The organism is Microbulbifer agarilyticus (assembly GCF_019800665.1).
GTDB lineage: Bacteria > Pseudomonadota > Gammaproteobacteria > Pseudomonadales > Cellvibrionaceae > Microbulbifer > Microbulbifer agarilyticus_C.
The window spans coordinates 287,861-301,859 of the sequence record NZ_JAHVKO010000002.1; the positions used below are offsets into that span (position 1 = coordinate 287,861).

Consider the following 13,999-nt stretch of genomic DNA (forward strand, 5'->3'; position numbering starts at 1 on the left):
GTTCTGGAGATTGGTTAAAGACCCTGGTTCTACAGCGTTAATCCCTGCATCCAGTTCGCGTGAAAGCCATTGGGGACTCGACTAGGTATGTAAATCTTGGCCACTGGACCGGAGGAAAAATCTCCAGCCGGCAGAATAGAGAGGAACTGCCCCTCTCCGGGGTTGTAGACAAAGCACATCAGCCACCCATCTCTTTCGTTTTCAGAGTCGGGGTTGGCGACATACACTGGCTCTCCCGCATTCGCCTCGGAGCCGTATTCATGCAGAACCGTCTCACCAGTGTTGAAGTCGTAACGCCCTGTACAGTTGTAGCCGTGCGCATCCCCCCAACTTCGATTGCTGGATGCGGCAAACCCATAGCGATATGACTTACCCATACGACGCTCGTCTACCCGGGAGAACTCACAAAAGACATCAGAGAATTGTTCATTCGTGACACTTCGGGTCTTGGTATCGAGTTCCATCCGATACATGCGTCGCGGTTGCTTTTCCACACCCGTGCCCTGTGTCTGGGTAAACGGCATGGAGTTGATCCACACATAATCGATGATGATCTTTCCTCCCTTTTCGAATCCATTGCAAAAGTGCCAGCTAAAGAATGCCTCAGTCTCATAGGTGACAATGTCTTCGGCGCCGTTTCTTGGAATTACAAAGATCTTAGTGCCCTTCTCTGGCTCCCAAGAGAAGGGATCTTCTCCACGCATCGCCCGCGCCATGTCGTGGAAGGCGGGCGCATAGAAGATCACCACGTAGTTTTCGGTAATCTGCAGATCATGGATGATGCCCTTGCGTGTAAAGGGGACTTCGATGGTTTTTTTATGCTGCGCGTTTTTATCGAATATCTGGACCCAGTAATTCGCGCTATCCCAACGTTGCGTACAGCTAATCAGATCACCAGTGGTAGGACAGATTTTGGGATGCGCAGTCAGTGCATCGCCAGGCTGCAGTGCGCCGTCATAGTCGTAGAGCCCAACGGTAGACAGATCACTGTTCAGGAGGTGCGGGAAGCCACCCTCCCACATCGCGAGAAGCTTACCGCCGTGATACAGAATATTTGTGTTGGCAGTATTGCGTACCGGATTGGGCTCACCACCCGCCTCGATCACTTCTTCGGGGACAGGAAGCATCTTTCCGACACTGCCATATAGCGTGCGGTTGAACTGACGCTCAGTTTGCAGATGACTGGTTTCGACCCACCGATTTTTATAGGTCGCCTTACCATCCTGTAGGTAGACCGCATGGATCATGCCATCGCCGTCTAAGGGATAAACATAGTGATTTGGCTGGAAAGCCGAATTGGGGCCATCTCGCATAAAGGCGCCCAAAAGATTCTTGGGAATCTGACCTTCGACTTTAAGCTCGTCAGGCCCGAAATCCTTTTCTTCGGTCACTGGGGCGTAGTTGCCCTGCAAGTAGGGAGAGATGCTTAAATCCATGAGATCGCCCTCGAAACGCACTGTGAGTTCGTGAGGCCGCCGCGGATACATCAATGAGTGGCCTGCGGTTTCAATAGATACTATCAGCCCTCTTTAAAATAAAACAGTCCCGCCTGTTTATTTTTTTTCACATGCCAGATAGAGTCGATCGAAAGCACGTTGAGAGACAAAGTCGGGGGGAGAGAGATGCAGGATGTAACAAATAGTCACAACGACTTGGCGGATGAAATCACATTGCGCAATCTGATGGCACAGTACTGCGACGCAGTCACCCGCAATGATTCTAGCCGCTGGATCGACTGCTGGAGTCAGGATGCCCAGTGGAATCTCCTGGGCAATACCGTGTGCGGCAAAGAGGCAATTCTGACGCTGTTCCAGCAAATGATGACGGGTTTTGAATTTGCCCTGATGATCCCAGGCACTTGTCAGTTTGAGGTAAACGGAGATTCGGCAACGGGCTACTGGTACCTTCAGGAGTTCACACGGGATAGTAACGGGAATGGCAGTAGCCTGTTCAGCCGGTATGAGGACAGCTATATCAAGCAAGAGGGAAACTGGAAATACCAGCGGCGAAGTTACCAGATACTGTACAGCGGTGAAGCGCTATTTACCGGTGCTTTCCCCCCGGCCAAAGCACTCGACCAGTCACCAAACAATGCCGATGACGTTGAAGCCACACCCGAAAACGCCAACCTCTGAAATAAAATGGCCAGAACCCGCGGGCTCTGGCCAGAAAGTGCTGGCACGCTAGGCCAAGTCTCACTATGCGGACGGCAGCCGTTAAACGGACTCCTCAGGGATCCGTGTGATCAGTTTTCCCTGGTTGGAGCCGTCAAACAGCTTTAGGAAAGTAGGGAGAATATTGTCGAGATCATCAACGATCTCTTCCCGATACTGAAGCTTTCCAGCCATCAACCACTCTGCAAGCTGCTCAACGCCCTCAGTAAAACGGTCAACGTAATCGATTACCACGAACCCCTGTACCTTCAAACTCTTGGCAACCATTTGCCACAAATTCCGCGGTCCGGGTGCATCGGCTTCGTTGTACGTCGAAATCCATCCACATACAGCAACACGCGCATGCTTGTTCATGCACATTAAGGCCCCATCCAGGATGTCACCACCCACGTTGTCAAAATAGATATCCACCCCTTGTGGGCAGGCACCCCTGATCGCCGCCTCCAGATCACCACAGGTCTTGTAGTTGATCGCGTCGTCAAAGCCGAGCTCATCGGTAATCCATGCACACTTGTCGTCGGACCCGGCGATACCAACCACACGACAACCTTTCAGCTTGGCTATCTGCCCTACTGTCGAGCCAACGGCCCCCGCGGCAGCACTCACCAACACCGTCTCACCAGCTTGTGGCTTGCCGACGTCGAGCAATCCAAAATAGGCGGTCAATCCCGTTGGCCCAAGAATCCCAAGAAAACTGCTTAAAGGAATCCCGGCAGACTCGTCCAATCTAGTCACCGCTGCCGCTTGGGCAGTGGTGTAGCGCTCCCAGGCACCCACCGCTAAAACTACATCGCCTTCCGACAATTGCTCGCTATTGGACTTCACTACCCGGCCAATCACCGAGCTTCGAATCGGCTCACCAATCTCGATTGGCTCAATGTAGCTACTGAGGTCACTCATCCAGCCCCTGATTGCCGGATCGAGCGAGATGTACATATTGCGGATAACGACTTCGCCCTGTTCCGGCTCGTGCAGCGGAACATCACGGAACGGAACTTCCTCCGGGGTGGGTTCCGCCACAGGTCGGGACGCGAGATAGAACTGTCGGTTGATCATGTCTTGCATAAAAGAAATGGCCTTTCAGGGTGCTCCCACAAATACTCGCCAGATTTTGCAGGTCTCCACGCATCATCGATTGCCGGGCTACGCCTCACCCGTCGCACAACAACGCTTCGAACGGGCGCAAACACGCCCGGCTTTCATTGCAATATAAACCCACTTAAAAAAACAGTCAAACCTGATTGTTTGGCATTGGTAAGTTTGATACGTTTACCGACAGACAACAGATGACTGCCAAACACACGAGCGGAAGGCAGCAGAAGGATAAAGATATGACGGTACTGATTAACGGATACGTCGACATCAAGGCCGAGGAGCGCACCAAAGCCTTGTCAGCCGCAGCATCACTAATCAAAGAAACACGTTTACAAAAAGGCTGCCAGCATTACGTATGGTCCGCAGACCATACGTCGGATACTCGCGTCTACGTATACGAAAAGTGGGATTCCACAGAAGACTTGGTGGCGCATCTCGCCGGCCCATACTACGCGCAGATGCTCGGCATACTGGGAAGTTTCGAGATACTCGACACGGCAGTTTCCAAATACAAGATTGCCATCGAAGAGCCTGTTTATGATCCGGAGGGTAACCCACGCGGTGACTTCTTTACGGTTTAGTTACCCCCGGCTCACGCTTCATCACTAATAATAAAATTCAGGGTTAAATATCATGGCTGAAACGCAAGGCGACAAGAAGATCAAAACCTACTGCCGATTCTGTCACGCGACCTGCCCCATGGAAGTTACGGTGAGAGACAATAAAGTCATTTCGCTGCGGCCCGATACCGATAATGAAGTCTTTGGTGGATATACCTGCCTGAAAGGCCGGCAGATGCCTGAACAGCTCTATTTACCCGAGAGAATACTCAGTTCACTAAAGAAAAATGCGGACGGTACGCGCAGTGAAATCCGCACAGAACAGGCGCTCGACGAGATCGCCAGCAAACTCCGGGAGATCCGCGATAAGTATGGACCTCGCAGCATTGCCAGCTATAACGGTACCGTATCTTTTCAAAATTCCGCGACGCACCCGGTGGCTAAGGCCTGGCATGTCGCGCTGGATTCACCCTCTTACTACACCAGCATCACCATCGATCAGCCGGCTAAAGTAGGCATTGGCCAGGCACGCATGGGGTTCTGGGCCGGCGGTAACCATACATGGCGGGATTCCAACGTTGCACTGATTATCGGCAACAATACCCTGGTCTCGCATTTTTCTATTCCGGGTGGCATTCCCTCCTTCAGCCCCAGCAGTGCACTGAGGGAAGGAAAGAAACGCGGTATGAAAATTATCTGCGTGGACCCTCGTCGCACGGAAGTTGCCGCTCGCTCAGATATCCATTTGCAGATCAAACCCGGGCAAGACGCCATCCTGCTGGCCGGCCTTCTGCATATCATTCTTGAAGAAAACCTCCACGACAGAGAATTCTGCGAGGAGAATATTGAAAACCTGGAACCCTTCAAGCAGAGCCTTGCCCGCTTTACCCCAGACTATGTTGCCGAGCGTGCAGGGCTAGACAAAGATGACATTCTTGCCGCTGCGCGCATGTTTGCTGCAGGCCCCAAGGGTTCAGCAACCACAGGTACTGGCCCAGAGATGGGCCCCTACCCCAATCTGGTGCAGCATCTGACTCAGGCCCTCAATGCAATCTGTGGGCGCCACTACCGCGCCGGCGAAAAGCTGCCAAATCCAGGTGTGCTGTCACCGCCATTTCCGCGCTTGGCACAGGCGGTACCCCCTCAACCGGAATGGCTCACAGGGATACGCAGCCGTGTATCCAACGACATTGGTGAGGTCACCGTACTGACGGCGAATGGACCGCTGAAAGAGATGCCCACAGCCATCTGCGCTGACGAAATTTTGATGGAGGGCGAAGGGCAAATTAAGGCGCTCATCTGCATCGGCGGGAATCCTTTGCTGGCCTGGCCCGGGCAGGAAAAGGCCCACAAGGCACTGAAAAATCTCGACCTGCTGATTTGCCTCGATTACAAGCTCTCTGCCACGGCGGAAATGGCGGACTATGTCATTGGCTCAAAGCTCTGCCTTGAACGCGATGATCTCACCGTACTTACCGATATCTGGTACGAGCAACCCTACAGCCACTACACCAAATCGGTTGTCGAGGCCGAGGGCGATGTCATCGAGGAGTGGGAGCTATTCTGGGAGCTCGGCAAACGCCTCGGACTCGATCTCACCGTAGGTGAGCAACCACTGGACATGGTCAACAAGCCATCGAAATATGACATTCTGGAAAAAATGACCGCGGGCTCAAGAGTGCCTTTGGCAGAGATATACGAGCGCGACGGCGGTCATGTATTCGATGCTCCAGATGTCATCGTTCAGCCCGCAGACCCTGCAACCAAAGGCTTGCTGGATCTGTTCCCCGCAGGACTGGACGAAGAACTGGAAGGCGCAGCTTCCGATGCAGACCGCAGCGTTATGGAAGCACAGCGACATCCCTATCTGCTGGTCAGCCGGCGCATGAAAAACACCTTCAACTCCACGGGCCCGGAGTTGAGCTTCCTTGCATCAAAGGGGACGACAAACCCGGCATATATGAATCCCGATGACTTAACGGCAATGAACATCGAGGATGGCGAAATTATTTTTATTCGCTCTGAGCGCGGTGAAATACCGGGCGTAGTACAAAGCAGCCCGGATATTCGCAAGGGCGTCATTTCCATGGCCCATTGCTGGGGGGGCGCTCCAGGCGGCGCCGGTGATGACAAGGTGCGTGAAATTGGAGCCAATACCAATAGGCTCATTCACAACCTGGATAATCCGGCAAAGTATTCCGGCATGGCGCAACAAAGTGCCATTGCAGTATCCGTCCGCAAGGCAAACGAGCCGGACTAACCGCAATACGACAACGCAAACGGTACAAACGAGGTGAACGCGCACGAAAGGAACGTGTCTTGCGCGCACCGAGTACCACGTTTTGAGTCGATCGCTTTAAAGACTTTCATCCAATTAATTTTTCCGACACCGCGAGGAACACCATGTTAACCCTCTCCAACCCTTCACTACTCCGCTCACAGCTCTACATCAATGGTGAATGGGTTCATGCCGACAATGAAACGACTTTTTCAGTGTATAACCCGGCAACGCGGGAAAAAATTATCGACCTGCCCAACGCCGGTGCCACAGAAACTCATCGGGCAATTCAAGCGGCGGATGAAGCCCTTGCAGGCTGGAAGCAGGTCGTGGCCAAGGAAAGGTCTGCTGTGCTCAAGCGCTGGTTCCAGCTGATCATGGATAATCAGGAAGATTTGGCCAGGCTGATGACCGCAGAGCAAGGCAAGCCACTGGCCGAGTCCCGGGCGGAAGTTGCCTATGGCGCGTCGTTCGTCGAGTGGTTTGCTGAAGAGGGCCGCCGGGTCTATGGCGATACCATAGCGGCAAACAACCCCAATCAACGTATTGTGACTCTGAAACAACCTGTGGGCGTGGTTGCAGCAATTACTCCCTGGAACTTCCCGATCGCAATGATCACACGAAAAGTAGCACCCGCTCTTGCCGTGGGCTGCACCATCGTACTGAAACCCGCAACCGAAACGCCCCTGTGTGCGCTGGCACTGGCAAAACTGGGGGAAGAAGCGGGTATACCTGCGGGCGCATTCAGTGTGGTTGCCGGTAACAAGGCACGGGAGATCGGCGGGGCAATGACCAGTAGCCCAACCGTGCGCAAACTCACCTTTACCGGCTCCACCGAAATCGGCAAAACGCTGATGGAACAGTGTGCCGGAACCATCAAGAAAACCTCAATGGAGCTCGGCGGCAATGCACCATTTATTGTGTTTGACGATGCGGATCTGGACGCTGCCGTGCAAGGCTTGATGGCATCCAAGTTCCGCAATGCCGGCCAGACCTGTGTGTGCGCAAACCGGATACTGGTGCAAGAATCCGTGTACGACGCCTTTGTGGACAAGTTCGTCACCGCGGTCAGTGCGTTAAAGGTCGGCGACGGCAGTATGGAAGGCGTTACCATTGGCCCACTCATCAACGACGACGCCTATACCAAAGTCAGCGCCATTGTTCGTCAAGCGACCAACAATGGTGCGGAGGCGTTGATTGGCGGCAGTGACAAAGGGCTGGATAAGAACTTCTTCCCGCCCACGGTCCTGACGAATGTCGACCGCTCCATGGACGTGTATAGCGAGGAGATCTTTGGCCCCGTTGCACCGGTGTTTAAATTCAAGACGGAAGAAGAGGCAATCCGTATCGGCAACGATACTCCATTCGGGTTGTCGGCCTATTTCTATGCTCGGGATATCGGTCGTATCTGGCGCGTCTCAGAGGGCCTAGACTACGGTATTGTCGGCATCAATGAGGGCATCATCTCTACTGAAGTCGCACCTTTTGGTGGTGTAAAAGAGTCCGGTATAGGACGTGAGGGTTCCAAATACGGGATCGATGATTACCTGGAAATTAAGTACCTGTGTATGGGCGGAGTAAGCCAATAATTATCTCCCGCGCAGGCGGACTCAGTCCCGGTGAACGGCAAACGGGACTGGCTCACGCATTATCGGTCACCTCACGTCGCGCGGCCACTGGGGCTTGGCCTTTCTTTTGCAGCACATTTCCTTATAATTGCGCCGTACTGACTAAGTAAAACAGTACCAACTGTTTTTAAAAATGCAGCAGGAAACGAAACCGCAATGAGTGAAGTAAAGGCACGTAAATCTGACGCCGAAGGCGAAGTCAGCTGGCAATCGAAGAAAAGTGCCATGACTCGTGACCGTATTCTGGAGGCCGCCATTGATTGCTTTATCAATTTGGGGTACGCCAACGTCACCACCGCCAAAGTTGCCGATGCCGCGGGCGTTTCCCGTGGCGCCATGCTGCATCACTTTCCCTCCAAGACCGAGCTAATCCAGGCGGCGGTAGAGTATCTCCACCGCAAGCTACTGGATGATTACACCCAACGTGTAGCAAAGATTCCGAAGAAGCTGAAAGGCAAGGAGCGCAGACGTGCGGGGCTGGATGCGTACTGGGAGCACCTGACCGGCGATCTGTTTGTCGTTTACCATGAACTGTGTGTGGCCGGACGTACCGATGAAGAATTGAACTCCATACTGGAGCGCGCAACTGCGCGCTTCGAAGAACACGTACACGAGTCCAATCACGAATTATTCGAAGAGTGGAACGAGCGTGGTGACCTGTATTTTCTGGCCATGGACCTGACCAAGTTTATGATGGAAGGTATGGCCGTCGGCCAGTGGGGCAAGAACAAGAACAAACGAATCAATCGCTTGCTCGATTACCTGGGAGACCGCCTGGAAGAAATTTTTTCCGATGACGGCCCTACGGCAATTTCCCAGCACTCTTCAAAAATGAAAGCGAAAAACTAAAAAAAGCCACCTTCGGGTGGCTTTTTTGTGTCCTACCTTGACGCCTAATTCTTCAAATTAAGCACAGCGAACGGACTCATGCAGAAAGTGCACAGTACTTTTCCAAGTGATACTGCTCATCACCATACAGCATTGCCAGTAATAGCAACCGCTTAAAGTGGTGGCCAACATTGAGTTCGTCGGTCATCCCGATACCACCATGCAACTGTATCGCCTCCTGTGCGATGGAATGTCCGGCCTCAGCGAGCTTCACCTTGAGTGCCGAGCACGCTTTCTCCGCCTGATCACTACCCTCATCCACCAGAATTGCCGCATGTAACAGCAGAGAGCGTGTCTCCTCCACCTTCAGGAACATATCTGCCATGCGGTGTTGCAGCGCCTGGAACTTACCGATCGGCTGACCAAACTGCTCACGCGTCTTGGTGTACTCCACGGTTGCATCGAGCAATACTTGCATGGAGCCCAGAGCCTCCCCGCCCATGGCGACGATGGTCTTTTGCAGTACCGATTCGATATAAGTTTCACCCAGCCCCTGCTTGCCCAGCAGCTGCTCTGTACCTAACTCGACACGCGTAAAATGCACATGCGCACCGCGACTGCCGTCCACCGCAGAAAAGGGTTCCCTAGTCACCCCGTCCTGATGGGCATCGACGATAAACAGGCTAACCCCATCCGTCGTTGCCGCCGTCACGATGAAGTAGTCCGCACAATGGCCATTCAATACTGCGAGCTTGCTGCCGCTCAGCATGTAACCACCCTTCACCACAGAAGCGCGCGTCGAGATACGATGCATCTCATAACCACCAGTTTCTTCTGCGAATGCAAAGGCCCACTGTGACTGGCCGGTAATAATATCCCCGGCATATCGGTCCTGCTGTGCGCTACTGCCGGCAACTTGCAAGAAGCCCCCACAGGTCACTGCGGTGGTAAGAAAGGGCTCCCTGAGCAGGCCTTTACCCATCTCCTCTGACATCACCATCAGGTCAACCGCACCGCCTCCAAAGCCTCCCAGAGCCTCACTGAAGGGCATGGCCAGCCAACCCAAATCAGCAAACTGCTGCCAGTATTCCGGATCGAACCCCTGCGCGGATTTACTAACCTGCCGATGGCGTTCTACACCGCCATTTTCGCGTACGAATTTTTCGACACTATCGCGCAACATCGTTTGCTCTTCAGACAGGGAAAAGTCCATATTGCATCCACTCCAACGAATGTCTGTTCACATATACCAGCGTGCGTATTACCCAACTGTAAAAAAACTCAATATTTCAATGAGTTACGCCACCACTCCAGTCAACTCCGCGTGTGCGACACGCGGCTCAGTACCGCCTTCGATGATCGTAGCAAACCACCAACCCTAAAACAATCCGTCCATCCTGTTTTATTTGAGCGCATATTGCCTTAGACTCGGTCATAGACGAAGAGCTTCAACGTTATTAGGCTGAACTCGGGTGAACACTGCGGTGCGATCCGCACGAGTAAAGGACACAATAATGAATGCAATCATCCCATCAGACACTCAGGCGGTATTAGAACTGACGACCCGCCTGGAGGCACAACGAGCGGCCTTCTTGGCAGAGGGCCACGTCTCGGCAGAAGTTCGTATCGACCGCATCAACAGGGCCATTGCCCAATTGCAGAAATACCAGGACCAAATTGCGGATGCGCTGAATAGTGACTTCGGACATCGCTCAACGCAACACAGCAAACTTATGGATGTGGCGGCGGGAATCGGCCCACTGGTCCACGCGCGGAAACATGTAAAAAAGTGGATGCGTGCGGAAAAGCGCAGCACCCTCTTCCCACTAAATTTATTTGGTGCACGCTCCCGAGTTGAATACCAACCATTGGGTGTGGTCGGCATTATCAGCCCGTGGAATTTTCCGGTGAATCTCACCTTCGCACCACTGGCCCAAGTGCTGGCAGCGGGAAATCGCGCAATGATCAAACCCTCGGAGTTCACTCCGGCAACTTCCGAGCTATTAAAGCGGATGGTGGAAGAAGTGTTTGACCCAAGCGAAATTGCCGTCATCACGGGTGGCCCGGAAATTGGTCAGGCATTTAGCAGTCTCGCGTTTGATCACCTGATTTTTACCGGTGCCACCTCGATTGCCAAACACGTCATGACGGCCGCCGCACAGAACCTGGTTCCGGTAACGCTGGAGTTGGGAGGAAAGTCACCAGTGGTTGTCGGTGAGTCTGCAGATATCAACCTTGTTTGCGACCGGGTTATGTGGGGAAAGACCACAAACGCCGGACAAATATGCTTGGCACCGGACTACTGCTTTGTTCCAGAAAGGGCGCTCAATCAATATATCGAAGGTTTGAAAGCTTCGACAGCCAAAATGTTCCCCTCTCTTCTGAGCAACAGCGACTATACGTCGGTAATTAACCAGCGCCACTTCGACCGCCTGAAAAATTACCTGGCCGATGCCAAAGCGAAAGGGGCCACGATTATTGAACTCAATCCGGCCAACGAAACATTCGAGGGCCAGCCTCACCACAAAATTCCTCCCATGCTATTGCTCGACTGTACCGATGACATGCTGGTGATGCAGGAAGAAATTTTTGGTCCATTGATGCCGATTAAGACCTACCGGGATATCGACGAAGTAATCAGTTATGTAAACAGTAAGCCACGTCCGCTGGGGCTGTATTACTTTGGTGATGACAAACAGGAAGAGCGCGCATTACTGGACCGTACAACGTCTGGAGGTGTGACGATTAACGACGTCATTATGCACGTATCGCAGGAGGATCTGCCCTTTGGCGGTGTCGGGCCCAGCGGTATGGGCGCGTACCACGGTTTCGAAGGGTTCAAGACATTTAGCCATACCAAATCCATTTTCAGCCAGTCCAAAATGGACATTAACGGCATGACGGGGATGAACCCGCCGTTTAATGAAAAGACCGATAAAACCATCAAGCAAATGCTCAAAGGCTGAAGGTAGTAACGCAATGACAGACTACAAAACCTGGGAATGCCTGGTATGCGGTTGGGTATACGACGAGGCAAACGGCTGGCCGGAAGACGGTATTGCACCCGGCACGCGCTGGGAAGATATACCGAACGATTGGCTGTGTCCGGACTGCGGCGTGGGCAAAGCGGATTTTGAGATGGTCGAAGTTGCAGTGCCCACCGCTGAATCAAAGTCCAATCCAAGCGAGACCGAAGCCAAAGCCGAAAAAGCGCAGGAAGAACCCTACAAACTGTGGGAGTGCCTGGTATGCGGCTGGTTTTATGATGAAACCAAAGGGTGGCCTGAGGATGGCATCGCACCCGGCACGCGCTGGGAAGATGTCGCGGATGACTGGCTCTGCCCGGAATGTGGGGTCGGCAAGCAGGACTTCGAGATGCAGGTGGTAGGTACATCCACAACTTCGCCTGCAAATGACGAATCACCCGTTACCTCCGATAGCGCCACAGGCCCTGCTCCCATTGTCATTATTGGCTCCGGACTTGCCGGCTACAGCCTGGTAAAAGAACTGCGCAAACTCGATCAACAAACTCCCGTGGTGATGCTGACCGCAGACGATGGAAGGTTTTACTCGAAGCCCCTGCTCTCCACCGGCTTCCACAAACAAAAGACGGCCGATGATCTGGCTACCGCAACAGCGGTAGAGATGGCCAACGAGTATCAAATTGAAGTCAGAACAATGTCCGAAGTGACCGCGATTGATACAGCCGGGCAATGTGTAGAACTCGATAGCCAAAAACTGCCCTATAGCAAACTCGTGCTCGCAAACGGCGCAGCCTGTATCGACGCACCGCTAACAGGCAATGGCCTGGAGCATGTGCATTCGGTCAACGACCTGACGGACTATGCGCGTTTCCACACAGCCATGCAGGGGGTACAGAAAGTACTGATCATCGGGGCAGGACTTATTGGCAGTGAATATGCCAATGATCTGGTGCAGTCAGGATATAAAGTCGACGTCGTCGACCCGATGCCAAACGTCCTTTCGAGCTTACTTCCCGCGACTGCCGCCAATTCAGTGCAGGCCGCTCTGGAAGAGGCTGGTGTAACCTTCCACTTCAAAACCGTCGTCAACACCGTGAAGCGGAGCAAGGGCTCTCATGCGGTGATCGCGCAGCTCGACAATGGCGATACTATCGAGGCCGATATTGTTCTTTCTGCAATCGGCGTACGTCCCCGCACAGATTTGGCGGCGGCGGCCGGCTTGCAAACTAATCGCGGCATCCTGGTGGATCGCAACTTGAAGACCAGTGCAGACAACGTATACGCACTGGGCGACTGCGCAGAGGTCGATGGCCATGTCCTTTTCTATGTAGCGCCGCTGATGGCCTCGGCCCGCGCACTGGCCAGAACACTTACCGGTGAAACCACTGCGGTCAAGTACGGCACCTTGCCGATTACGGTCAAAACAACCCTCTACCCGGTAGTAACCAATCCGCCACCCCGTGATTGCGAAGGTGAATGGACCATTGAGCAAACCACCGTCCATGGCGTAAGGGCGGTGTTCCGGGATACTGATGGAAAAGTTGGCGGATTTGCCCTAACCGGGCAATGCGTCACCGAGCGCGAGGCGCTCGTCCAGGAAACGCCACCGGTAATGGCATAAACCAAATCGCTCAAAAAGCACAATATCCACGAGCCAGTGCGGACATTCATTGGGGAATTAGCGGTTTATGGCAGAAATCATCCTGATCCGACATGGCCAGGCTTCTTTTGGGGCAGACAATTATGATCGTTTAAGTACTCTCGGGCGGCAACAGTCGATCTTGCTCGGACAACACCTGAAGGACCACGAGCAAACATTCGATCGCCTCATCTGCGGCACAATGGTGCGACATACAGAGACCGCAGACGGTATTCTCCAGGGGTTTGGGCAAGCTGTCCCTATAGAGTCCACAGCGCTACTCAACGAATACCGTTTTCAAGGCCTGCTGGGTCAATTAAAGGCGCAGTACCCGGCCCGTTGGGTTGATACCGGGGATGCACGTCGAGACTACTACCACAACATGAAGCTGGCCCTGACTTACTGGATGCAGGGCGCAATTCAAACGGATGGAGAAGACAACTGGCGATCCTTCCGTCAGCGCGTGAGAGAGGGGTTTGGTTTTGCCTGTGGCCAAGGCGCTCGGCGAATACTACTGGTGTCCTCTGGTGGCCCAATCGCGGTAATACTCGCCAGTGTATTGGGGCTGGATGACAAACGCCTTCGGAACCTGATCCTACAAGTAAAGAACACCAGCACCAGCCGACTGCTCTATTCCCGCGGTGATTCGGAGCCTGTTACCAGGACGCATCCTTCACCCGGTACACCACCTGGCACACCACCCGGCACGCCACCTGACGTATCACCCGATCGATTCACCCTCGATGGCTTCAATGACGTGGGCCATCTGCTCAGCGTCGAACAACCACACAATGTCACCTTTGCCTGATAAGA

Annotated in this window: 11 protein-coding genes; 8 read left to right on the plus strand and 3 right to left on the minus strand. The window is 53.4% G+C overall.

The features are described 5' to 3' along the window. Positions 1-29: 29 nt before the first annotated feature. Complete coding sequence (locus KUV22_RS05605) at positions 30-1,436, minus strand: carotenoid oxygenase family protein (protein WP_222229195.1); 1,407 nt, start codon at positions 1,434-1,436, stop codon at positions 30-32. A gap of 186 nt (positions 1,437-1,622) precedes the next feature. Between KUV22_RS05605 and KUV22_RS05610 the strand changes: the two genes are divergently transcribed. Beyond that, complete coding sequence (locus KUV22_RS05610) at positions 1,623-2,135, plus strand: nuclear transport factor 2 family protein (protein ID WP_222229197.1); 513 nt, start codon at positions 1,623-1,625, stop codon at positions 2,133-2,135. An 81-nt stretch (positions 2,136-2,216) separates the two neighbouring features. On the opposite strand, the gene KUV22_RS05615 is transcribed toward KUV22_RS05610, so the two are convergent. Beyond that, entirely contained in the window at positions 2,217-3,239 is a 1,023-nt protein-coding gene (locus KUV22_RS05615) for an NADP-dependent oxidoreductase (protein WP_222229199.1), read from the minus strand. A gap of 266 nt (positions 3,240-3,505) precedes the next feature. On the opposite strand from KUV22_RS05615, the gene KUV22_RS05620 reads away from it, so the two are divergent. The 4 genes from KUV22_RS05620 (at position 3,506) to KUV22_RS05635 (ending at position 8,584) form a co-directional block, all read left to right on the plus strand. Beyond that, on the plus strand, positions 3,506-3,850 hold the full coding sequence (locus KUV22_RS05620; RefSeq protein WP_222229201.1) for a putative quinol monooxygenase: 345 nt from the start codon (positions 3,506-3,508) through the stop codon (positions 3,848-3,850). 52 nt (positions 3,851-3,902) lie between these two features. After that, a complete protein-coding gene (locus KUV22_RS05625; RefSeq protein ID WP_222229203.1) occupies positions 3,903-6,089 on the plus strand; it encodes a molybdopterin-containing oxidoreductase family protein in 2,187 nt (728 codons plus the stop codon). Between the two features lie 143 nt (positions 6,090-6,232). Next, positions 6,233-7,696, plus strand: a complete 1,464-nt coding sequence (locus tag KUV22_RS05630) for an NAD-dependent succinate-semialdehyde dehydrogenase (protein WP_222229205.1) — start codon at positions 6,233-6,235, stop codon at positions 7,694-7,696. 195 nt (positions 7,697-7,891) lie between these two features. Then, positions 7,892-8,584, plus strand: a complete 693-nt coding sequence (locus KUV22_RS05635) for a TetR/AcrR family transcriptional regulator (RefSeq protein WP_077404861.1) — start codon at positions 7,892-7,894, stop codon at positions 8,582-8,584. Between the two features lie 76 nt (positions 8,585-8,660). Here the strand turns inward: KUV22_RS05635 and KUV22_RS05640 are convergent, their stop codons facing one another. Then, a complete protein-coding gene (locus KUV22_RS05640; RefSeq protein WP_222229207.1) occupies positions 8,661-9,776 on the minus strand; it encodes an acyl-CoA dehydrogenase family protein in 1,116 nt (371 codons plus the stop codon). A 301-nt stretch (positions 9,777-10,077) separates the two neighbouring features. Here KUV22_RS05640 and KUV22_RS05645 point away from each other — a divergent pair, with 301 nt between their 5' ends. From KUV22_RS05645 to KUV22_RS05655, 3 genes are all read left to right on the plus strand, one after another. After that, the gene (locus KUV22_RS05645) at positions 10,078-11,529 is read left to right on the plus strand and encodes a coniferyl aldehyde dehydrogenase (RefSeq protein WP_222229209.1); all 1,452 of its coding nucleotides are present in this window, start codon (positions 10,078-10,080) and stop codon (positions 11,527-11,529) included. A 13-nt stretch (positions 11,530-11,542) separates the two neighbouring features. Further along, positions 11,543-13,168, plus strand: a complete 1,626-nt coding sequence (locus tag KUV22_RS05650; protein WP_222229211.1) for an FAD-dependent oxidoreductase — start codon at positions 11,543-11,545, stop codon at positions 13,166-13,168. Positions 13,169-13,235: 67 nt separating this feature from the next. After that, positions 13,236-13,994 carry a histidine phosphatase family protein gene (locus tag KUV22_RS05655; protein ID WP_222229213.1) on the plus strand — a complete coding sequence of 253 codons (759 nt, stop codon included), beginning with the start codon at positions 13,236-13,238 and terminating at the stop codon, positions 13,992-13,994. Positions 13,995-13,999: the final 5 nt, after the last annotated feature.